General features: G+C 51.7%; 19 protein-coding genes and 3 tRNA genes. 1 reads left to right on the forward strand and 21 read right to left on the reverse strand.

Translation table 11 applies throughout. The features are described 5' to 3' along the window. Positions 1 to 15 precede the first annotated feature (15 nt). The 14 genes from H8S44_RS05150 to H8S44_RS05215 form a co-directional block, all read right to left on the reverse strand. Positions 16 to 852 (reverse strand): ABC transporter permease, encoded by an 837-nt coding sequence (locus tag H8S44_RS05150; protein ID WP_186871572.1) that lies wholly within the window; start codon positions 850 to 852, stop codon positions 16 to 18. Beyond that, positions 849 to 1871, reverse strand: a complete 1023-nt coding sequence (locus tag H8S44_RS05155) for an ABC transporter permease (RefSeq protein ID WP_186871573.1) — start codon at positions 1869 to 1871, stop codon at positions 849 to 851. Before H8S44_RS05155 ends, H8S44_RS05150 begins: the two co-directional genes overlap by 4 nt. Positions 1872 to 2122: 251 nt before the next feature. After that, a complete protein-coding gene (locus tag H8S44_RS05160) occupies positions 2123 to 3742 on the reverse strand; it encodes an ABC transporter substrate-binding protein (RefSeq protein ID WP_186871574.1) in 1620 nt (539 codons plus the stop codon). Between the two features lie 53 nt (positions 3743 to 3795). Continuing rightward, entirely contained in the window at positions 3796 to 4773 is a 978-nt protein-coding gene (locus H8S44_RS05165; RefSeq protein WP_186871575.1) for an ABC transporter ATP-binding protein, read from the reverse strand. A 6-nt stretch (positions 4774 to 4779) separates the two neighbouring features. Continuing rightward, positions 4780 to 5772 carry an ABC transporter ATP-binding protein gene (locus tag H8S44_RS05170; protein WP_186871576.1) on the reverse strand — a complete coding sequence of 331 codons (993 nt, stop codon included), beginning with the start codon at positions 5770 to 5772 and terminating at the stop codon, positions 4780 to 4782. A 295-nt stretch (positions 5773 to 6067) separates the two neighbouring features. After that, on the reverse strand, positions 6068 to 7555 hold the full coding sequence (gene xylB / locus H8S44_RS05175) for a xylulokinase (protein ID WP_186871577.1): 1488 nt from the start codon (positions 7553 to 7555) through the stop codon (positions 6068 to 6070). Between the two features lie 88 nt (positions 7556 to 7643). Beyond that, on the reverse strand, positions 7644 to 8666 hold the full coding sequence (locus H8S44_RS05180) for a threonine aldolase family protein (RefSeq protein WP_186871578.1): 1023 nt from the start codon (positions 8664 to 8666) through the stop codon (positions 7644 to 7646). Between the two features lie 121 nt (positions 8667 to 8787). Beyond that, the gene (locus H8S44_RS05185) at positions 8788 to 9909 is read right to left on the reverse strand and encodes a substrate-binding domain-containing protein (protein ID WP_186871579.1); all 1122 of its coding nucleotides are present in this window, start codon (positions 9907 to 9909) and stop codon (positions 8788 to 8790) included. A 56-nt stretch (positions 9910 to 9965) separates the two neighbouring features. After that, positions 9966 to 10979: an ABC transporter permease gene (locus H8S44_RS05190; RefSeq protein WP_243167483.1), complete on the reverse strand. Its 1014-nt coding sequence runs from the start codon at positions 10977 to 10979 to the stop codon at positions 9966 to 9968. Continuing rightward, a complete protein-coding gene (locus H8S44_RS05195; protein WP_186871581.1) occupies positions 10960 to 12453 on the reverse strand; it encodes a sugar ABC transporter ATP-binding protein in 1494 nt (497 codons plus the stop codon). The genes H8S44_RS05190 and H8S44_RS05195 overlap by 20 nt, the downstream gene beginning before the upstream one ends. A gap of 98 nt (positions 12454 to 12551) precedes the next feature. After that, positions 12552 to 13463 carry a cupin domain-containing protein gene (locus H8S44_RS05200; RefSeq protein ID WP_186871582.1) on the reverse strand — a complete coding sequence of 304 codons (912 nt, stop codon included), beginning with the start codon at positions 13461 to 13463 and terminating at the stop codon, positions 12552 to 12554. A 149-nt stretch (positions 13464 to 13612) separates the two neighbouring features. Next, the gene (locus tag H8S44_RS05205) at positions 13613 to 14617 is read right to left on the reverse strand and encodes a LacI family DNA-binding transcriptional regulator (protein ID WP_186871583.1); all 1005 of its coding nucleotides are present in this window, start codon (positions 14615 to 14617) and stop codon (positions 13613 to 13615) included. Between the two features lie 256 nt (positions 14618 to 14873). Further along, positions 14874 to 14956, reverse strand: a tRNA-Leu gene (locus H8S44_RS05210). Positions 14957 to 14960: 4 nt separating this feature from the next. Continuing rightward, positions 14961 to 15045 (reverse strand) — tRNA-Leu (locus H8S44_RS05215). 160 nt (positions 15046 to 15205) lie between these two features. Between H8S44_RS05215 and H8S44_RS05220 the strand changes: the two genes are divergently transcribed. Then, positions 15206 to 15288 (forward strand) — tRNA-Leu (locus tag H8S44_RS05220). Between the two features lie 231 nt (positions 15289 to 15519). Here the strand turns inward: H8S44_RS05220 and H8S44_RS05225 are convergent. The 7 genes from H8S44_RS05225 to H8S44_RS05255 form a co-directional block, all read right to left on the reverse strand. After that, positions 15520 to 16569: an L-threonylcarbamoyladenylate synthase gene (locus tag H8S44_RS05225; RefSeq protein WP_186871584.1), complete on the reverse strand. Its 1050-nt coding sequence runs from the start codon at positions 16567 to 16569 to the stop codon at positions 15520 to 15522. An 87-nt stretch (positions 16570 to 16656) separates the two neighbouring features. Continuing rightward, positions 16657 to 17835, reverse strand: a complete 1179-nt coding sequence (locus H8S44_RS05230; protein WP_186871585.1) for an iron-containing alcohol dehydrogenase — start codon at positions 17833 to 17835, stop codon at positions 16657 to 16659. Positions 17836 to 17889: 54 nt separating this feature from the next. Further along, complete coding sequence (locus H8S44_RS05235) at positions 17890 to 18135, reverse strand: hypothetical protein (RefSeq protein ID WP_186871586.1); 246 nt, start codon at positions 18133 to 18135, stop codon at positions 17890 to 17892. A gap of 131 nt (positions 18136 to 18266) precedes the next feature. Next, entirely contained in the window at positions 18267 to 18635 is a 369-nt protein-coding gene (locus H8S44_RS05240) for an RpnC/YadD family protein (RefSeq protein WP_186871587.1), read from the reverse strand. A gap of 309 nt (positions 18636 to 18944) precedes the next feature. Further along, positions 18945 to 20231: an ABC transporter permease gene (locus H8S44_RS05245; RefSeq protein ID WP_186871588.1), complete on the reverse strand. Its 1287-nt coding sequence runs from the start codon at positions 20229 to 20231 to the stop codon at positions 18945 to 18947. Beyond that, positions 20225 to 20941 (reverse strand): ABC transporter ATP-binding protein, encoded by a 717-nt coding sequence (locus H8S44_RS05250; RefSeq protein ID WP_207724087.1) that lies wholly within the window; start codon positions 20939 to 20941, stop codon positions 20225 to 20227. The genes H8S44_RS05245 and H8S44_RS05250 overlap by 7 nt, the downstream gene beginning before the upstream one ends. A 10-nt stretch (positions 20942 to 20951) precedes the next feature. Next, a complete protein-coding gene (locus tag H8S44_RS05255; RefSeq protein ID WP_186871589.1) occupies positions 20952 to 22736 on the reverse strand; it encodes an efflux RND transporter periplasmic adaptor subunit in 1785 nt (594 codons plus the stop codon). Positions 22737 to 22889 lie beyond the last annotated feature (153 nt).

Consider the following 22889-nt stretch of genomic DNA (forward strand, 5'->3'; position numbering starts at 1 on the left):
CTCCTCTCTTGCCATTTAAAACTGCTTTCTCAGCTTCGGATCCAGCAGATCCCGCAGGCCGTCGCCGATGAAGTTCGCGCCCACGGCCATGGTAAAGATCGCCAGTCCCGGGAAGCCTGCCACCCAGAATTTATTGAAGTAGCCCACACCGTCGGACACCATCATGCCCCACTCGGGCGTAGGCGGCGCGGAGCCAAGGCCTAAGAAGCTTAAGGTCGAGAACATCAGGATCTGATTTCCGATATCGGTAGTCGCCATAATCAGTACGGAGCTGATACTGTTCGGGATAACTTCTTTCAACAGAATCCGGAGCCTGGACGCGCCCAGTGCCTCGGAAGCAGTCACATATTCATTTTCTTTGACGCTTAAGACCACGCTTCGCATGAGTCTGGCATAGGTGGGCCAGGCCACGATGACCAGAGCGAACATGGTATTGAACAGGTTGGAACCCATCACAGCGTTGATGATCATGGCCAGAATCAGGGACGGGAAGGACAGAATCATCTCAGAGAGACGCATCATTACATTGTCCACCCAGCCGCCCACGTAGCCTGCGATGGCTCCGTAAAAGGTACCGATGACGCCCGCGATCACCACCGTCAGACAGCCTGCCAGCAGGGAATACCGACCGCCGTAAATCACGCGGCTGAAGATATCCCGCCCAAAGTTGTCCGTACCGAAGAAATGTTCCGCTGACGGCGCCTGCAGCCGCAGGGTCAGATCCTGTGCAATGGGGTCATAGGGCGCGATAACCGGCGCCAGAATCGCCAGCAGGATCCAGGCCAGACAGATGATAACACCCAGCGTAAATAAATAGTTGGATTTGAACATTTTTTTGATTGAACGAATCATCCGTTGCACCTCACTCTCGGGTCAATGACGCCATAGAGAATATCCACGACCGTATTGATCACCATGTAATTCAAAGCTATCAGAAGCGCCACTCCGATGATGGACGGATAATCCACGGAAAGCACCGACTCATAGGCAAACTGTCCCACGCCGGGCCAGTTGAAGATGGTCTCCACCAGTACCATGCCGCCTAAGAGGTTTCCCAGACCCAGACCGATGACGGTCAGCACCGGAATCAGCACATTGCCCAAAGCATGGCGTACAATCAGTCCCACACGGCTTAAGCCCTTGGCTCTGGCCGTACGGATATAATCAGTGGACATGACATCCAGCAGGTTCGACCGGGTCGTTCTGGTAATCAGGCCCATGGTAAAGGCCGCCAGCACCAGTCCCGGCAGAATCAGATGCTGCAGAGCGTCCAGCGCCTTGGCCGGATTGCCCTCGATGAGGCTGTCGATGACATACATACCCGTCACTGTGGCCGGAGCGGAAAAGCTGTTGCTTAAACGACCCGGTCCCGGGAAAATATGTAATTTATAATAGAAGAAATACAGCACTAACAGGGCGAACCAGAAGCTGGGGATGCTGACGCCGGTCACGGACAGGGCGCGCACCACCTGGTCAAGGATGCTGTTTCGCTTAATAGCGGAAATGACGCCGAACAAGATACCCAACAGCGCCGCCAGAATGATCGCGAAAAGCGCCAGCTCAATGGTAGCCGGATAGCATCTGGCCAACTCATCCAGCACCGGCTTATTGGTACGGATGGACGTACCCAGATCCAGATGCAACAGATTTTTGATGTACAGAATATACTGCACGAAAACCGGCTGATCCAGTCCGTATTTGGCCCGGTAAGCCGCTACCACCTGCGGATCGTTCAGGGCACGTTGGCTCAAGTTCGCCACGGTCGGGTCACCCGGTATCATTTTCGTCAGAATAAATACCAGGGTGGCCACGCCGAAGAGCATGACGACCAGATAAATCAGTCTCTTTCCTATGAATTTCAGACGTTCCATATTCCACCTCGTTTTTCTTATTTCCGCCGTGCTCCGTTCCCGGCGGCATACGCCCGCAAACACAGTTGCAGGCCGGAACTCATTTTCACGGAGAACAGGTACTTTCGTCAGCGCTGCCGTTCCACTCTGTCCAGAGTGCGTCAGCCGTTCACGACAATATCTGCTTTCGGAATCGCCGCTTCCGAAAAAACGGCTTTCGGACGGAAGAGAAATCCCCTCCGTCCGCAAATTCCGTCTTATGTTTCTAAACACTACTGAATGTTAATCAGTGTCAGGTCAAGGGCATAGGGATCAGAGATGCCTACGCCACTCAGTCTGGTGTTGTAAGCGATATGTGCCGGTGCCTGTGCGATCATAACGAACGGACCGTCCTCGTACATGGCATCCTGAATCTTCTCCAGAACCGCGATACGTGCGTCGTTGTCGGTGGCTGCCATGGTCTCCTGATACATGTCTGCCAGCTCCTGATTCATATCAGCCGTCCAGCCTGCACGAAGTCCTACCACTCCGCCCGGCAGGAACTCCAGCTGTACGTTCGGGTCATTGTAATCGGTTCCCCAGTACATCACAGTGAAGCCCAGGGTTCCGTCACGGTAAGCGTCACCATAGCCTGCTGCCCAGGGCTGCGCTACGATATTTACGTTGATACCGATCTGTGCCAGATCGTCCTTTACCTTCTGAGCCAGGTCAGACAGGAGTACACCCTCCATATCCAGATCGCATACAGTCAGATCTACATCGAAGCCCTCTGCGTAACCAGCCTCAGCCAGCAGCGTCTTTGCTTCTTCCAAGTTGGTGTAATCGGCTGTTCTCTCACCCTTGCTTCCCATGAAGCCCACCTGGATGATGTCATAGGGCGTCAGAGTACCCTCTCCGCAGATGGTCTGGATTCCGGTGTAGTCCAGAGCCTTACGGACTGCCTGCTGTACCTTCGGATTTGCCATGGGACCGCTGTAGGTCTCATTCATGTTCATCATCACAAAGCCTACGGTCTTGGTAGCGCCATTGATGATCTCGATACCATCAGCGCCCTGCAGCTCTTCCATGGTGTCGTCGGTCATGTTCATGGCCACGTCGATGTCACCGCTGGACAGAGTCATCATCTGGGTGTTGGAATCCGGCTGGATCTTGATGATATATTTATCTACGTTGGTTGCCTCACCCCAGTAGTTCGGGTTCTTCTCCAAAACTACTTCCTCGTCCGGGGTATAGCTGGTCATCACATACATACCGGAGCCTGCGCTGGCGGTATCCAGGTAGGACTGTGCGGTATCGGTGGTGGCCGCGTCCTCAGCGTCGGTTCCGCCATTCTCCTTTACAACGGCACTGTCCAGTACAGCCAGGGAGCTGTAGGTCAGCTTGGAAAGGATGGCGCTGTCCTGCTGATTCAGATGGAAAACGATGGTCTTCTCATCGGGAGTCTCGATGCTGTCGATGGTATCCGCGATGAAGGCCGGGTTGCCCTGCAGGTTCTTGCAGCGGTTGATGCTGAAGGCCACATCTGCAGAGGTCATGGGGTTGCCGCTTGCGAAGGTAATGCCGTCCTTCAGGGTCACAGTCAGGGTCAGGCCGTCCTCTGAGAACTCGTAGGTGTCAGCCAGACAGGGCTCGGGAGCGCCGTCGTTGCTGTAGAATTTGAACAGAGTCTCGTAGCACGCGTTTACAATCATGGGCGGATATTTCTCATAGACATATCCCGGATCCAGGGTAGAGAAACCGGAACCCATGGCTACGACTACGGTACTGGAACCGGAATCTCCTGCCGCCGCGCTGCTTCCGTCAGAAGACGCGTTGTCGCTTCCGCCGCCGCAGGCTGCCAGGCCGAGCACCATGGTCAGGCTCAGTGCAAGAGCTAAAAACTTCTTCTTCATAATATTTCCTCCTTTTAAACTCTATTGAGACGCCCTGCCGGGCGTTGTCTCCATTATTTTTTCTCCGAACCATCATACAGATGACAGGCTACATAGTGTCCTGTCTCCACCTCCCGAAGCTCGGGAATCTCTGTCTTACACCGGTCGCAGACCTTTGGACACCGGGTATGGAACCGGCAGCCTGTCGGCGGATTGGAGGGGCTTGGAACCTCTCCCTCCAAATGGATGCGCTTAACGCCACCCTCTCCCACCTGGGGAATAGCTGACAGCAAGGCCTCCGTGTAAGGATGATAACGCTTCTCATATAACTGATCGTAATTCGCGATCTCCACCATTTTTCCCAGATACATGACGCCTACCCGGTCGCTGACCTGATAGACCACATTCAGGTTATGGGAAATAAAGAAGTATGTCAGTCCTAACTTTTCCTTTAACTCCTGCAGCAGATTCAACACCTGAGCCTGCACAGACACGTCCAGTGCAGATACTGCCTCGTCGCAGATGATGATATCCGGCTCCAAAGCCAGGGCTCTCGCGATACCGATTCGCTGCTTCTGGCCTCCGGAAAGCTCATGGGGATAACGGCTCAGGTGATAGGTATCCAGGCCGACCAGACGCATCAGCTCCTCGATGCGGGCGTCCACATCCATCTGCCCCTTGAGACCGTGAATCTCGAAGGGCTCCATGAGAATCTGCTTCACGGTTCTTCTGGGATTCAGGCAGGCCGACGGATCCTGAAAAATGATCTGGGCCTTTTTCCGCATATTTTTAAGTTCTTTTCCCTTCAATCCCGCGATATCCGTGCCATCCAGGTAAATATGACCACCCGTGGGCTTCAAAAGCCGCACCAGAGACCGTCCCAGGGTACTCTTGCCGCAGCCGCTCTCGCCCACCACGCCAAAGGTCTCCCCCCGCATGATCTGAAAGCTCACATCGTCCACGGCCTTGACAGTGCCCGATTTTTTATCTTTTCCTTTGAAATATACTTTTACATGATCGGCTTCCATCAATACTTTGTTCTGATTTTCCATCCTGATTTAGGCCTCCTCATTCTCTTTCGCGTACTGCCAGCAGCGCACCAGCCGTCCGTCCGGAAGCTCCGTCATGGGCGGTTCAGCCTTCCGGCACTGGTCGGTGGCATAGGGACATCTGGGGGAAAAGCTGCAGCCCTCGATGCGCTCGTTGGGGTTCGGCACCATACCCTCGATGGTCTCCAGCGGATTCCGCTCCTTGGTAATCCTCGGGATGGCATTCAGAAGTCCCCTGGTATAAGGATGCTTCGGGTTCTCAAAGAGCTCCTTCACCGGCGCCTGCTCCACGATATGGCCGGTGTACATGACGATCACTGTATCGCACAGCTCGCTCACCACACCCAAATCATGGGTAATGAAGACGACCGAGGTTCCCATGCTCTCGTTCAGTTCCCGGATCAGGTCGAGAATCTGAGCCTGAATGGTTACATCCAGTGCCGTCGTGGGCTCATCGGCAATCAGAATCTGGGGCTGACAGGCCAGGGCCATGGCAATCATAACACGCTGGCGCATACCGCCGGACATCTGATGGGGATACTCATGGGCCCGGACCTCTGGGTTTGCGATACCCACCGCGTGCATCATCTGCACTGCTTCTTCCATGGCTTCTTTTTTCTTCATGCCACGGTGAAGCCGCAGGGACTCGGCGATCTGCTTGCCGCATTTGATAATCGGATTTAACGAAGTCATTGGCTCCTGGAAGATCATGGAGATCTCATTGCCACGGATCTTCTGCATCTCTTTCTCGGACGCCTTCACCAGATCTTTTCCATGATAGAGGATCTCGCCTCCGGTAATCCGTCCGGGCGGATTCGGGATTAGCTGCATCATGCCAAGAGAGGATACGCTCTTGCCGCTTCCGCTCTCGCCTACGATACCCAGCTTCTCGCCTTTATGTAAGGTGTAATTCAGATGATCGACGGCGTGTACCGTGCCCTCCACCGTCTGGAATTCCACGCACAAATCTTTGATTTCTAATATCGGCTCTGACTGACTCATGTTTTCCTCGCTTTTTCGCTTTACACTCTTAAAGTATCGACGCGTTAATATCACACGTAATATACATGTTTAGTAGAATAACACATTTTGTGAAGAAATTCAACTGGGGATTTTTCTTGTTATATAAAATGCGGACGGTAGGAAAGAGGCGGATATCCCCGGAAATGTCCGTCTCTTTCCTGCCTTTGATTATAAATCTCGTAATTTTTTATACAAAAAGACGCCCGAGCAACAGAAAATAACAGCCTATCAACTGTGGTATTTTCTGTTATTCGGACGTCTCTGCTAAAATACGTTACAATTTCGCCATTTCTTTATAAAGCGGCTCCAGGCAATGATATGCCTGATCGAAGATGGGCTTCAGTTTGCCGTACTCTGCCTGGTTGGCCTGGTTGGGCTCCACTTCTTTTTCGAACTTCAGGAAGCGTTTCACTTCGTCGAAGCTTTCAAAGACACCTACTCCCACACCTGCCACTACTGCTGCGCCGATGGCTGTGGCGGACTCCACGCAGTCGGGCATCCGGAACTTCACGTTCAGCACGTCAGACAGGATCTGGGCTACTATCTGGCCCTTGGCTCCGCCGCCGGTCAGGTTCATATTCTCGATCTTCGCCTGCTTCCGGTATGCCTGAAGAATCAGTTCCATGTTCATGGCGATACCCTCGATGACGGCCCGGACATAATCCTTCTTCTCATGCTCCGGCTTGATCCCTAAGAAGGCTGCGCTGGTATCCGGATTCCATCTGGGGCTTCGCTCACCCAGCATATAAGGAAGGAACAGCAGATTCTGCGCTCCTGCCGGGGACTTTTCGATGAGCTGGTTCATCTCATCGTAGGACATGCCATCGCAGAGAGCCCGGCGAATGTAGGCATAGGAGCTGCCCGCCGCCTGCATGGTGCCGCAGGGCATGTATTTCCCGGGAATTACATGGGCAAAACAGAATACTGTCTTATCCTTATCAATAAAGGGCTCCGTGGTGGTTCCTCCGATCCATGCGGACGTGCCGAAGGTCAGATAGAACTCTCCGTCGCCGATGCAGGCCGCGCCCACTGCGGAAACGGGGCCGTCGCCGCCGCCGCAGACCACCGGGGTTCCTGCAGGAAGTCCGATCTCTCCGGCTACCCGATCCTGGATATATCCGGCCACATCCGTGGACTTTTTCAGTTCCGGCAGCTTCTCCTTATCGATTCCAGCCGCTTCCAGAATCTCGTCGGACCACTGAAGCTTCCGAAGATCCAGAGCCTGTGTACCGGACGCGTCGGAATAGTCCGTCACAAAATTTCCCGTGGCTCTCTGAATGATATAATCCTTGGCCTGAAGCATCTTATATGTCTTTTCATAGGTCTCCGGCTCATTCTTCTTCAACCACATCAGCTTCTCGATGCTGTAGCTTGCGCTGACCCGGTGGCCTGTGATCTGATAAATCCGGTCCGTGCCAATGGTCTTTTCTAGCTGCTCTGCTTCCTTTACTGCTCTCTGGTCCGCCCAGATCATGGAATCCCGCAGCGGATTGCCATGCTTGTCTACCACCAGGCAACCCTGCATCTGAGCACTGAAGGACATGCCTACTACCTGCTTCGGATCTTCCCCATCCAGAACCGCTTTCGTAGCCTCACATACCGCATCCCACCAGTTTTCCGGATCCTGCTCCGCGTAATTTCCGTGGAAGAAATGTACGTCATAGGACGCCGTATAGCTGCGAACCAGCTTTCCCGTGGTGGTGAAAAGCGTGGCCTTATTCCCCGAAGTTCCCAAATCATGTGCTATCAAAAACTGTTCCATACCCCTTGCTTCCTCCTTGTGCCTTTCCTTCTCCTGTGTAACACAGTTTTCTGTCCTTTATTATAACTCCTGCGCCCTGCTTCTGCAATCACAAAACGTCCGCCAGATGCTCCACATCCTCCATCCGGGTGCCCCAGCTGGTGGCAAAGCGGACTACCGTATGGGTTTCGTCGTACTTCTCCCAGAAGCTGAATACCACGCTCTGTTCCAGCTTCTTTTTCTGCTCATTTTCCAGAATCACGAAAATCTGGTTCGTGGGCGTCTCCAGGAAAAACGGATAGCCCTTACTCCGCAGAATCTCCCTCAGCCGGTCTGCCGTCTCGATGGCATTCCGGCTGATTTTCAGATACAGCTCATCGGTAAACAGGGTATCGAACTGAACGCCCAGCACTCTTCCCTTGGCCAGCAGCGCCCCCTGCTGCTTCACCATGGTCATAAAGTGCTTCGGCGCCTTCTTCGGGAATACCACTGCTTCGCCGCAGAGGGCTCCCACCTTGGTTCCACCGATATAAAAGACCGTAGTGAGCCGGGCCAGATCCGCCAGGGTTACCTCATTTTCCCGACAGGCCAGGCCGTAGCCCATCCGTGCTCCATCCACATAGAGGGGCAGTTCGTACTCGCTGCACACCTTGCTGATAGCTTCCATCTCTGCTTTTGTATACAGGGTGCCATATTCTGTGAGCTGGGAAATATAGGCCATGCCAGGGAACACCATATGCTCGTGGTTCCCATCTCCATAAAAGGCTTCCAGATAGGACCGCAGAGTCTCCGCCTCCATCTTTCCCTCTTTTCCGGGTACCTCCAGTACCTTATGGCCGGTGAATTCGATGGCTCCAGCCTCATGGACGCTCACATGGCCCGTAGCCGCCGCCACTACGCCCTCATACCGCTTCAGCATGGACGCGATCACCACCGCATTGGTCTGAGTTCCGCCGGTCAGCAGAAATACATCCGCCTCCGGGCAGCCGCAGGCCCTGCGAATCTTCTCCTTCGCCGACTCCGTATAGGGATCTGTTCCGTATCCCGGCAGCTTCTCCATGTTCGTCTCCATCAGCCGGTTTAAGACGGCCGGATGGGCTCCTTCGCAATAGTCATTTTCAAAATACAGCATCTTCTGTCCTCCTTGTAAACGGGAAACAGGCTGCCGCGTTTATCCGCGGCAGCCCCGAATCTTTTCACACTGCTTGTATCATACTACAGGAGGTTTTTGATTACAAGATATCCTCCCATTTTTAGTCGTATACCAACTGGGCAATCTCCGGATCGTCCATATTGGAGGCATCATACCATACTGCACCGGTATCGATATCACTTACTGTCTCACCCTTCGCTGCCTTTACGCACATTTCCACCGCGTCATAACCGATCATGTAGGGATTCTGAGACACGGAACCCAGGAACCAGCCCTGACGGACTGCGTTTTTCTGTGCTGCTCCAGCATCAAAGCCCGCCACAACCAGCTCTGCATACTTGCCGCCTTCTGCCAGATCCTCTCCATCGGATACTGCTGCCAGGAAGCCGGTTACCGCACCCTCATTACAAAGGAACACGGCCGCCAGGCCTTTTGTGGACAGCAGTGAGTTCGCTACGGTCTGAACGGACACTGCCTCTGTGGTAGCCGGTACTTCCACATCAATGATAATCGACGCGTTATCCGCCTCGTCCTTCCATACTTCATGACCTGTTACCGTTACGGTTCCATACTGACTGGCAATCTCTTTCATCTTATCCACGAAACCCTTTCCACGTCCGATCTGTGTAGCAGATACAGCGTCCTGAGGAATCACACCAATCACCACTGGATTCTCCGGAGTCGCATTCTTCATCTTTTCCACCAGCTTCTCGCACTCTCCAAACTTCTCAGCCGCGATGGAAGCCGCTGCTTCATTGTCTGTGGAAGCTGTGGCCACTACCGCGCCGGAGGGATCATCCGGAACTCCCGCGTCAAAGCAGACTACCGGAATATTCTTTTCCGCACATTCATCCAGTACCTCATACAGGGATTCCGGTGACAGCGCTGCCAGTCCCATAGCCACTGGGTTCTTTGCCAACTCCTGCTTGAACATATTAACCTGCGCGTCGATATCTGTCTCAGAAGGCGGTCCATCAAAATACAGCTCTACGCCATATTTTTCTGCCGCATCCTTTGCTCCCGCATATACGGTCTGCCAATATTGATGCTGAAAGCCCTTTGCCAGTAGAGGGATGTACATCGTTTCCCCTGAAGCCTCCGCGGCTTCCTCTGTTCCGCTGCTGTCTGTGGTCGTGGTCTCTGTGGAAGCCGCTCCACAACCTGTCATTCCTGCCACCATGGTAAGTGCCAGTAACAATGCAATTCGTTTTTTCATTTTCATGTGATTTCCTCCGTTTTCTTTTTTATTTTAACGCTTCTAAGCGTCAGGTTTGTTTTTTACTTTTTCGCCCTATTAGCTGCTTTTGTTCTTTGAATATCCATAAGCACCGCCAGAATTACTACCACGCCGGTAAAAAATGTCTGCCAGGGTGCCTGCAGTCCACAGGAGGACAGTCCAGTCTTCAGCACAGACATGATAAAGACGCCAATCAGCGTACCAACCATGGTTCCCGAGCCTCCGGACATGGATGTTCCCCCAATCACCACGCCGGTGATACCGTTCATTTCCTGTCCATTTCCAGTTCCCGGGGTAATCGTGGTATATGCCGCCGCATACATGAGTCCTGCCATTCCAATAAACAGGCCGGACAGAATATAAATTCCCATTTTCCAGTTGTCCACATTGATCCCTGACAGTCTGGTGGCTTCTTCATTTGAACCCATGGCGTAGGTGTAACGGCCGAACTTTGTTTTGTGTAAAATCAGAGTGGCAATTACAAAGGCTCCCAGCAACCACAAGGCTCCCACTGGAAATCCGTTGATTCCAAAAAGATTTGCGCGGATAAAGGTCCGCTTAAACCATCCGCCGGTCAGATCTGTAGCGGTCGGCCAGGTCTGGGACTGTACCTTCGTGATAATGGAGCCCATTCCCTGAGATACCATCTGCGTACCAAGTGTGGCGATAAAGGGCGGAAGTTTCAGTTTCGCTATCAAAAGACCGTTTAGCAGGCCAAAAAAGACGCCCACCAGTATAGTCAGAAGCACCGAAAGAATCAGGGGACATCCCTGTTTAAATGTGTAGGCTCCCAACAGAGCCGAACACATCATCACCGTTCCCAAGGATAGGTCAATTCCACCTGTTATAATGATAAAGGTTACTCCAAAAGCCATAAATCCGATATAATAGGATGCCTCCAGAATATTTTTAAAGGTATCTGCCGAGAAAAAGTTGTTTCCAAAGGCAGAAAAGAAAATATATAGAATAATCAATGCGGCCGGAGCCAGCAGTTTATTCATGTCAATTTTATCACCGGACAGTTTTTTCATTCCGTCACCTCCGCTTTGTCGCATATCGCATCACTTCCTCCTGATTTGCTTCCGCTATATCCAGTTCGCCGGTAATCCGTCCCTCGCACATGACAATAATGCGATCCGACATCCGAAGAAGCTCCGGCAGTTCGGATGAAATCATAATGATGGATTTTCCTTCGTCGGCAAGCTCATTCATCAGCTTATATATTTCATTTTTACCACCCACATCGATTCCCCTTGTAGGCTCATCAAAAATAAGAATATCGCAGTTTCTTAACAGCCATTTTGATACGACTACCTTCTGCTGATTTCCTCCCGACAGATTTCTGACTGCTGTTTTCACTGATGCAGTCTTAGTTCGGACCTTAGCCGCATACTCTTTAGAAACCTCTGTCAGCTTCCGGTCGTTCACAAACAGGGAGGTACTCAGACGTTCCAACGAGGGCAGCACCATATTGTCTTCCACGCTCAGTCCCAGACACAGACCGTATCGTTTCCGATCCTCGGAAAGATATCCGATTCCCGCGCGTACGCTGTCCCGGGGACAGTTGATCCGGACTTCTTTTCCCCGAATACGTATGACACCACTTTCCCGCTTGTCCGCTCCGCAGATCAGGCGCGCCGTTTCCGTACGTCCTGCTCCCATCAGTCCCGCAAACCCCAGAATTTCTCCCTTTCGCAGCTGGAAGGATACGTCCTTTACATCGGCAGAATTCAGATGCTCTGCCTCCAGTACTACTTCCGCCCCCGGATCCACATTTGACTGCATCTTCGGCTCCTCATAGATCACCCGTCCCACCATCAGCTGAACGACTTCATCTATGGTTACCTCTTCCGTATTTACGCTTTTTACAAACTGTCCGTCCCGCATTACGGTAATGCGGTCTGTGATCTGCTTCAACTCATCCATTCGATGGGATATGTAAATCACACTCACCCCATTTGCCTTCAGCCGTCGGATGAAGGTAAACAGTTCTTCTATCTCACCGTCCGTCAGCGCAGCTGTAGGCTCATCCAGTACCAGAATCTTTGTATTGGGAAATGAAAGCGCTTTCGCGATTTCCACCATCTGCTGCTTTGCCACTGTCAGATATTTCACCACCGTTCTGGGCTGAATATTCAGATGGAGTGACTGCAGTAATTCTTCTGCCGCCTGGTTCTGTTCCCTCTGATTCAGGAAAAATCCCCTGACATTCTCTCTTCCTATATAGATATTTTCCGCCACAGTCAGATCTGGCATCAGATTCAGTTCCTGATGTACGATACTGATTCCTCTCTTCTGCGCGTCATGAGGACTTTGAATATCGATCGGTTCCCCGAAAAGCTCGATGGAACCCTCATCTTTTGTATACACACCGGTCAGTATTTTCATCAGAGTGGATTTTCCTGCGCCGTTCTCTCCTACAAGTGCCAGCACTTCTCCTTCTCTTACTTCCAACTGTGCATGATCCAGTGCATGAACTCCGGGAAAGTATTTCTCTATCCCTTCCATACGTAGAATTACAGGTTGCATCCCGTTCTCCTTTCCTGCTTTGCGTTCACTTCCGTGTCAGCCTTTTGGAGAATATCTGCCCCGTCACCAGGTACGGAGCAGATATCTGCTATATAGATTTAAAAGGAAGGTGTTATTACAAAGGTAGCATGAACCTGCTCATGTCCGTAATTCATCAGAGAATATTCCATTCCCGCCGGAATGTAAATAGCTTCTCCCTCCATGACCTTGAAGGTCTCCCGGGACTCTGTCATGAATACGCCCATCTCTCCGGAAACTACAAAGATGCACTCTTCTCCCTTATGGGAATCCGGCTCTGAAATTCTTGTCTGGATACCTCCTGCCGGAATGATGTACTCTCCGACCTGGATAGCGTCATTGGATACACTGATCTTCATAAGAATCGGGAAATCCAGTCCGCGTACTACGCGAAGCTTATCTTCCTCGCTTACCTTATAGAGATACTGGGTCTCCTTCCGCATTTCCTCGAAATCACAGGGCCATTTTCCGATGTCATAAACAGTACCCAGCTTTGTATTCCGGTAGAAAGGACGGGGCTCCGGGAATTCCTCCCGTGTTCCTCTCTTGTACATATTCCATTTTCCGTCCATGTCTGTGGGGAACAGCTGATCGTCTACGATACCTGGAGAGCAGGAAAACATCTTCGCCTTGGTCTGTCCGAAGTTGAATCCGCAGTGTACACAGCCCTTCGGCATAATCAGTGCTTCGCCTGCCTTTACAGTAACTGCCTGACCACTGAAGGGGCTCACCTGGGTCAGCTCACCTTCCAGTACAATATAAATCTCATCATTTGGATGATAATCAGGCGGACCGTACTGACAGCCCGGGGCCAGTTCAAAGTAAGCCGCAAATAAGTTCGGTGTGCTTACCAGCAGGGTGTTTAAATCGCTGTGGGGGATGTCGAAATCCGGATATGTAAAATACCCGAGTTTCTCTCTGGTGATCAAAATCGGTTCGTTTTTGATTCCACCCTCTGTATAAGGATGATTTCTGAATTCAATTCTTGCCATATGGATTCTCCTTTTCTTTTTATTTTGAATCGCTTTTCGCGATCAGATTCTGCATCATAACGTTTCGACAACTCGTTAAGTAAAAGAGTGCTTCCACTCTACGCATATCGTAACGTTTTGACACTCTGCTTTTTATAAGACCAGAGTGTTTATGATACTCTGGCCACTGAGTTTCTCTTTATCAGCCTTACATCCATCTGAATATTTTTTTTCTCCAACACTTCGCCGTCCAGAAGCCGAATCAGCATCTTTGCCGCCATATATCCCATCTCATAGGTGGGATGCTCCACACTGGTGATTCCCGGTCCCAGATACTTCGCTACCAGGGAATCATCGAATTCCACCAGCGAGATATCCTTTCCTATGATAAGTCCCTGCTCTATCATATATTCCGCGCTGCCGATGCAGATCTGGTTGTTCCCGGAAAAGATGGCGGTGGGCGGATCTTTTAGCTTTAAGAGTTGTTCCGTACAGGTATATCCTGTCTCCTGATACCAATTTTCCTGGCAGATATACTCCTCCCGGATCTGTATGCCATGCTGCCTAAGTACATCCTGATAACCTCTGAATCGCTCCACGTCCACATTGAACTCGCCCTTGCCGGAAATATATGCAATCTTCCGGTGTCCCTGTTCCACCAGTTCCTCCATGGCCATGCAGGCACCACCGTAATTATCCACAACGACTGAATAGCCTTTGCTGCCCGGTATCATGCGATCCACTTGGACGAACGGTTTTTTTGCCAGCCAGTCCAGTTCCTTTTTCTTCATGGACGGAACCCATACCACGCCGTCCACCAGACTGCTGAGCTTATCACCGAACTCCCGCAGTTCTGCCGCGCTGTGAACTTCATTAATCGCGTAAACCAGAGTAAAATATCCATTCTCCCGGGCTCTCGCCTCCACGCCTCGAATGACTGCTGTATAGAATTCATTGATGATGTCAGGGACTACAGTCAGAATAAATCTGGTAGTGCCTGTCTTAATGGATGCGGCCATCTCATTTCGGATATATCCCAGTTCACTAATGGCTCGGTTTACCTTTTCTCGTGTCTCCGGGCTGACCCGATCCAGATTATTAATGACTCTGGATACGGTCGAAACGGCTACCCCGGCACGCTCCGCCACATCTTTAATCGTCGCGTTTGTCTGCATGTGTTGTACTCATTTCTTTATCGATTCTTTTTGTTTTGTCGAATCGTTTTTACAAGTGTATAGTATCATGCTTTGAACTTTCTGTCAACTACAATTTTTAATTATTTTCTCCTGCCTGTTTCTTCTTTTTCTCTGCTTGATATAGGAAAGTCCTTGTATTTCTATAAGAACGAGGGATCTGAGTATGAGTTCGTGTGTCAGATTCAAAACGGAAATAAAAAATACTCTGTAAACTGAATGTCTACAGAGTATTCCATGCAGGAGATGGGACTTGAACCCACACAGCCTTGCGACTACAGGCACCTGAAGCCTGCGCGTCTGCCATTCCGCCACTCCTGCTTACTGCGGAAGATGGGACTTGAACCCACACGATCGCATTGATCACAAGATCCTTAGTCTTGCTCGTCTGCCAATTCCGACACTTCCGCATTTGGTTGTTTGCTCGTTTCCTCAACGCGCTTGATTATAATACCACCGCTTTTTACAAAAGTCAACACTTTTTCCAAACTTTTTTTATTTTTTTATTTAAAAAAATTTTCGAAAAAGTGTTGACAATAGAAACACTTTCTGATAAGATACTATTTGTTCGCAGGAGTGGCGGAATGGCAGACGCGCAGGCTTCAGGTGCCTGTAGTCGCAAGGCTGTGTGGGTTCAAGTCCCATCTCCTGCATCTATGAAAAGGTCTTCAGAGAAATCTGAAGACCTTTTTCTTGTACTTATCAGTTTTTCCCATCCGCCCTATCCGCTCGGTCCACAGAATATTTGTCTTTTCCCGATCGTATAAGCAGCGTTATAAGCAACCGCTCGGCTAGCCCGGAAGCCTCCCGGGTGCGGGGAGATACCTGCGTTTTCTAACGTTCCCACACCCCGGGGTGTCTTCCGGGCTGGCCATTTATCTATACTAGACTCTCACTACTTTATGTCCCGCTGCCTTCAACAGCCGGTTCATAATGGCTGCGCCGATGGCCGCATCCTCGAAGGATTCCGAGAAAATACAGTCTACGTCGGTGTCGTCAAATTTACGAAGCACTTCGAAAAGGTGCATGGCAATCTCCTCTTCATTGCTGCGGGCTCCCAGGCTCATAACGATACCGTGGGGATAACGGGAAACGGTCTCGTCTGTGGCGATGATGCCCACCTTTTTGCCACTGGCTTCCGCTTCTTCCGCCATCCGGTTCATGGCTTCGACGACTCTGTCACTTGCTCCCTCCACGATAGTCAGATCCGCCCTGGGCGCGTAATGCCGGTATTTCATGCCCGGCGCCTTGGGCTTGATTCCGGAATTTGGGGCAATGATGGCTTTGTCGATCTCCACCGGACCGATGACTGCCTCCATCATATCCTTCGTGATGGCGCCCGGTCGCAGTATCACCGGAGGCTCCACGCTCATATCCACAATGGTAGACTCCAGACCAATGACTGCCTGTCCGCCATCCAGAATCATTTCGATGCGCCCGGACAGATCTTCCACCACATGGGCCGCCGTAGTGGTGCTGGGACGGCCTGATACATTGGCGCTGGGCGCTGCGATAAAGCCGCCTGCCGTCCGGATAAAAGCCGCTGCGATCCCGTCGCTGGGCATCCGTACCGCTACCGTATCCAGCCCTCCCGTAGTCTCGTTCGGAACCAAATCCGTTTTCTGGAAAATCAGGGTCAGGGGCCCCGGCCAGAAAGCGTCCATCATCTTTTCCGCCTTTTCCGGCACCCTTGCTGCGATTTTATAAAGGTCTGCCCGTTCCTCAATGTGGACAATCAACGGGTTATCCGAGGGACGCCCCTTGGCCGCGTAAATCTTCTTTGAAGACTCCGGATTCAGGGCGTCGCCGCCCAGACCGTACACGGTCTCTGTGGGGAATGCCACCAGGCCGCCGGCCCGGATGATATCGCCCGCCTCTTTCATCACTTCTGCGTCAATCTGATCATAATTTAATTTTCTTACCTGTGTATCCAAAATTCCACCTGCTTCTGTTTATTCTTATTTTTCAAAGGATTCCTAATGAAAGTATTTTATATAGAGAATTTGCCCTCTTTCGTCCGCCTATCTGGCCATCCGGTAGATATGTTCCATGTCCGTCCGGTCAAGCTTTTTTATGCCGCCGATGGTACGCTTATCCATGTGGCTGCATTTATAGGCCAACTCCTGAATCTGCTCTTCCGTCAGCTCCACGCCCAACTCTGAAATACTGGTGGGCATATGAATGGAACGGAAGAAGCACTCCAAAGCCTCGATTCCTTCCAGGGCCGTCTTTTCCGAATCTGCGTAATCATATGGGATATCCATGACATTTACCGCAAACTTCGCAAAGCGGGACACATCATCCCGGTATACATAGCGGGCCCAACTGCCCCAGACCGCCGCCAGTCCTGCGCCGTGAGTCACGTCGAACATGCCGCCCAGCTCATGCTCCAGCTGATGGCAGGCCCAGTCTCCCGCTCTGCCGCAGCCGGTCAGCCCGTTATGGGACAGGCTTCCGGCCCAGAAGACCTCTGAACGGGCTTCATAGTTCTGCGGATCTTTCTGCAGGATTTTAGCCTGGTGAATTACCGTTTTTAAGAGCCCCTCCGCCAGATGATCCGTCAGCTCTGTATTCATTTCATGGGAAAAATACCGCTCCATAGTGTGCATCATAATATCTACACAGCCGCTCATGGTCTGATATTCCGGCAAGGTATAGGTCAGCTCCGGATTCATAATCGCGAATTTGGGCCTGCCCAGATCACTGCTGTAACCCCGCTTCAGCCAACCCTCTTCGTTGGTGATGACAGAGGAATTGCTCATCTCACTTCCTGTAGCCGCAAGAGTCAGAATAACCCCCACCGGCACGGATTCCTTTGCCACCGCAGTTTTCTCATAGAAATCCCAGACCTCGCCATCGTATCTGACGCCATAGCCGATGGCCTTCGCCGAATCGATGGCGCTGCCACCACCCACCGCCAGAATGAAATCTACGCCTTCTCTTCTGCAAAGGTCGATCCCCTCATGGACCAGGGACAGATGGGGATTCGGTACGGCGCCACCCAGCTCCACCCAGGGAATCTCTGCATCATCGAGAGATTGAAATACCCGGTCAAGCAGACCGCTTCTTTTCACACTGCCCTTTCCGTAATGAACCAGTACTTTTGTTCCACCGAACTCCCGCACCAGCGCTCCGGCCTGATGCTCTGTATCTTTTCCGAAAACTACCTTCGTGGGTGTGTAATACTGGAATCCGTTCATACAATATCCTCCTTTGTTTTTTCCCCATTCTCCGGGAAGTACACCGAATTGCAGTTATTGTGTAAGCAATTCTGTTAATTCTTCTGCTGTTTTATCCGGATATTTCACTACCAGCTCATACAGCGGCCGCAGGCTTTCTTCCTCTTCCTCCAATTCTTCCGCCATCTGACTGAGAGACTTTCCTTTTGCATATTTCTTCTGAATCTGCGCTAACGTTTTCAAACTCATACCTTTTGGTATTCCTTTTTCTATTCCTTTTTTTATCCCCTTCTCTATGCCTTCCGCAATACCTTTTTCCATGCCTTCCGCAATACCTTTTTCCAGCCCTTCTGCGATACCTTCCGCGATACTCTCCCGCCTCAGGTACTCCCGTTCTTCTTTTTCGTTATACTCTGTCAGTATCATCCTGTACACCTCCATTCCATACTTCGTCAGGATATCCGACAGTATTCCCTTCTCAATACACCGCCTGATGCTAATCTCCGTTGCCTCGTCCAGAGACCAGCTGTCGCTTTGCATTCCAGACAGGGCTCTCCTTCCTCCCGGTCCGGCCTCAAAAAGCAATCTGACAGTTTCATTTCCACCCGATCCGGCATATCCGACGTACCATTGTAAAATACCACGTACTTGGGAAATGGAACCATCACGCGCTTTTTTTCATTTGTCAGCTTTATATTCTTCCCGTTCAGATACTGCTGATACAACTCCGAGAAATAGAAAAATCCCCGGAGCGGCATATTTTCATTCCAGGTACTCTGATGCTCGTACAGATTCATGACAACGCTAAACATGAACGACAAGTCGTTCGGTTACTCATTGCTATTCTCTCCTTTTCATTATACGTTTTACTTCTCCTTCCTGCAAGGGCATAAAATAGCCGTTTTCAGATACATTTTTGCATACTTCGTCCTTGGGCGTACTTTGGGAATGTTGATTTCGGATCGAAATCCAGACCTTTCTCTTTCGTGAACAGCGTCAGCAGAGCCTGCGCTGCATATCGTAAAAAACAAACAGTGCCGACCGGATTCACACTTTTTCTGTCCTGTGCATCACCCTTCGACACTGTTATTTTACCAATTTATAACAATTATGGCAAGCTCTTTTTCTTTTTACTCATACCGCAGCGCCTCGATGGGATTCATCTTCGCCGCCTTATTGGCCGGATAATAGCCGAAGAAGACGCCGATGAGGATCGAGAAGGTCACGGAAAATACGATGCCGCCCACGGAGAGCTTCGCCGCGTACCCCAGGGCGTTGGTGGCCACCGCGGCCAGGATAAGGCCCAGCACGATGCCGATAAAGCCGCCCAACAGGCAGATGACGATGGATTCAGTGATGAACTGAAGCCGGATGGATCCATTTGTAGCTCCCAGAGCCTTTCGCGTACCGATTTCCCGGGTACGCTCGGTGATAGATACCAGCATGATGTTCATGACGCCGATGCCGCCCACCAGCAGAGAGATTCCCGCAATGACGGAAATGGCGATAGACACCGTAGACAACATATCTGTCATGGAGGATACCATGCTCTCCATACTGCTGGCGCTGATTTCAAAGCTGTCGTTATTCCGGTAATAGCTGTTATTAAACCAGTTTTCCAGTTCTGTACAGAGGCTGGCGGAATCCACGCCGGAGGCCGTCACGATGGTCAACTGGGAATAACCCACCGTGGAATGGTTCTGATTCCGGGCCGTCTCCAAAGGCATATATAAGGACGTGTAGACGTCGTTGTCAGATTCCGTCGTGAAACTGCTGTCCTCGTATTCGTAGACGCCCACGATGGCGTAGCTGTAGTAGCGGTTGCTCACATAAACCTGCACCTCACTTCCCACCGCCACGTCATAATTGCCGTCAAATAAACTGTCAGCCAGTTTATCGGATACCAGCACCACCCGTTTGGCGTTGGCCTGATCGGTTTCGGTCAGGGTACGGCCGGAAATCAGCGTCAGATCCTCATTTTCCAAATAAGCAGCGTTCACGCCGGTCAGGGTCACATTTGCGGTCAGACTTCCATCCTCGGCGGTGCCGCTGCCTGCGGACTCACTCAGAAGAACCTCGCTGACGGAATCGACAAACTCCTCTTTCATAGCGTCCAGCATTTCGTCTGTGATATAGTCCCCGTCGTCCATGGTGCTGCCCCGGGAAAAACCCATGAAGACCCGGCCGTCCGCCGTGGCGGTCTCGCTGGTACTCTTCTGAGACACGCCCAGGGTGATGTTATTGACACCCATGTCCTCCATGGAGCTGGTCACGGAGCTGCTGATGGAATTGCCCACGCTCATGATGGCGATGACAGAACTTATACCGATGATGATGCCAAGCATGGTCAGGATAGCCCGCATTTTATTGGCCAGGAGGCCGTTCAGGGCCAGCATGATATTTTCTCCGATTAGCATAGCGCTCCACTCCCCTTTCTCTCTCCGATGATGCAGCCGTCCTTCAAAGTAATGATTCGTCCGGTCTCTTCGGCCAGTTCATTGGAATGGGTGATGAGCACGATGGTTTTGCCCTGCTCCTCATGGAGCTTATGGAAAATGTCCATGATTTTCCGTCCGGTAACGGAATCAAGGGCCCCTGTGGGCTCATCGGCCAGGATAATGGATGGGTCGTTGGTCATGGCCCGGGCAATGGACACACGCTGCTTCTGACCGCCGGAGAGTTCGTCGGGCCTGTGGGTCATCCGTTCACTCATACCCACCATTTGCAGGTAATATTTTGCCCGCTCCTGGCGCTCTTTTTTGCCCACACCCGCATACATCATGGGAAGCTCCACGTTCCGGAGTGCCGTGGTGCGGCTGATCAGGTTATAGGTCTGGAAAACGAAGCCTATTTTCCGGTTCCGGATGCCGGACAGTTCTTTATCCTTCGCCCCCGCCACGTCCACGCTGTCCAGAGTGTATTCGCCCTCGGTGGGACGATCCAGTACGCCGATGATGTTCATCAGGGTGGTTTTGCCCGATCCGGACGCGCCTACGATGGACACGAACTCTCCCTTTTTTACCTGTAAATCGATGCCATGCAGGATCTCCAGTTCATTGGGCTGGCCCACATAAAACCGCTTTACAATGTGCCGCAAATCTATGATGGTATTCTGTTTCTCTTTCATGGCCGCCTCCTTAGAATCCGCCCGGAGCGCCACCGCCGCCGGGACCACCGGAACCGCCGGAACGTCCGCCTGCGGGCGCGCCGCCCATATTTCCGCCGCCTCCGCCGAAATCAAAGGTAATGCCATCCTGACTGCTGTCGCTCTCAGAACCGCTCTTGTCGCTGCTCTGCTGCAACGGTGTGGACAGGTACACGGTCATGCCCTCGCTTAACTCGCCGCTGATGACCTCCGTATAATAATCGGTCTCGATTCCCGTCGTTACCTTAATTTCTTTCTTTTCTCCATTGTCATCCACATAAATGACACTGTCGCCATTTGCATCGGTCTGCACGCAGTCATAGGGCACGGCCAGAGCGCCCTTACTCTCCTCCAGAGCGATGCTGACTGAAGCCGTCATGCCTGCCCGCAGCTTATCCTGGGGCTCGTTCAGGGTAATCTGAATCTCATAAGATGCGGTGTCGCTGTTGGAGCCCATGGTCTGGCCGGTGGTTCCGGTGGGCGCCACGTAGGTGACCTGGCCCTCCAATTCCTCGTCGCCCAGGGAATCTGTTTTCACATAAGCAGTCTGGCCCTTTTCCAGATTCACCACGTCATACTCGTCCACGGTGGCGTCCACAATGAAGTTATGCACATCCTGAAGCTCGTAAATGGTGCCGCCCTCAAATACATTGTCCTCTTCCACATTCAGCGCCGTGATAGTTCCGGACATGGACGCGTATACGGTGCAGTCGCTGAGCTGATCCTCGTAATCCTCGATCTTGCTCAGAGCATCGTCATCACTCACCAGCTGGTCCTGCAGTTTTGCTTTCTCATAGGTCTTTTCCGCCTGCTCTACGGTGCTGTCATACTGGTCCTGGACCTGCTCCTTGGCGGACTGAGCCTGACTGTAGGCGCTGTAAGCCTGGGAGGTCGCCGCCTGGGCCTGCTCATAAGCGCTCTGGGCTGCGCTGATAGCCTTCTGGGCCGTCTCGTAAGCGGACTTTGCGCTCTGGTAAGTGCTGTAGATGCTGCTGCAGCTCTCCGGCAGGGAACCGTTCAGACTGCTCAGATAGCTATCCAGATCCGTAATGGTCACGGATCTGTCCGCCGCCTCGATGGCGTTCTTTAATGCGCTGGCTGACTCCTCATAGGCCTTTTTCAAACTTGTGGTGTCGTACTGGCTCTTCACAGCGTTTAACTGGTTCAGCGCAGTTTCCTCCGCGGCCGCCGCGTTCTGCCAGGCACTCTTATAGGCATCCCGGGTATCTCGGGCATTCTGAAGAGAATCCTCTGCATCAGAAACGGTATCCTGATACTGGGTCTCATAATTATCCAAGGCATCCAGCTGCCGATTCACGGAATAGTTGTTCTTTGCGTCCGCCAGGGCGTCCTCGATATCCGAGGAATCAAAGGTACAGATAATATCTCCCTCCTCCACCTCGTCACCCACCTCCACATAGACCTTTGTTACTTTCATATCCTTCAGGGTGGTGCTGGCCGTCTTGCCGTTGGCCGTGGCCAGGGTTCCTGTGACGCTGACCGAGTTGGCCAGATCCATTTTCTGGATCTGGGCTGTTTCGAGGGGCTGTGCCTGCATCTGGGGCTTTTTACTTTTACTCTGCCAAATCACGCCTGCCACGATAGCCGCGATCAGGATCAGAACCAGTAACACGGTCAGGACCTTGTGCTTCTTCACGAAGCCGCCGATTTCCCGGCCTGCGCTCTTTACCTTTTCCATCGCCCTATGGTCCTTTCCCGGCTTTTGATCTCCTAAATCCTCATCAATTCCCCGCAGCTTTTTCTTCCACAATTTCACGCTTGCTCCTCCTTCATAATCCTCAGGTTTCAGTTTTCCTATTTTTACATTCTTATATTTATCCGCAGCATAGCCCGCGGCAGGAACTGGTATTTATTGTAAAGGATATTTGTGTTTGAACTTTGTAAAGGTTGTGAGGCAATCGTGTTGAAA

Source organism: Anaerosacchariphilus hominis (assembly GCF_014290175.1).
GTDB lineage: Bacteria > Bacillota > Clostridia > Lachnospirales > Lachnospiraceae > Laedolimicola > Laedolimicola hominis.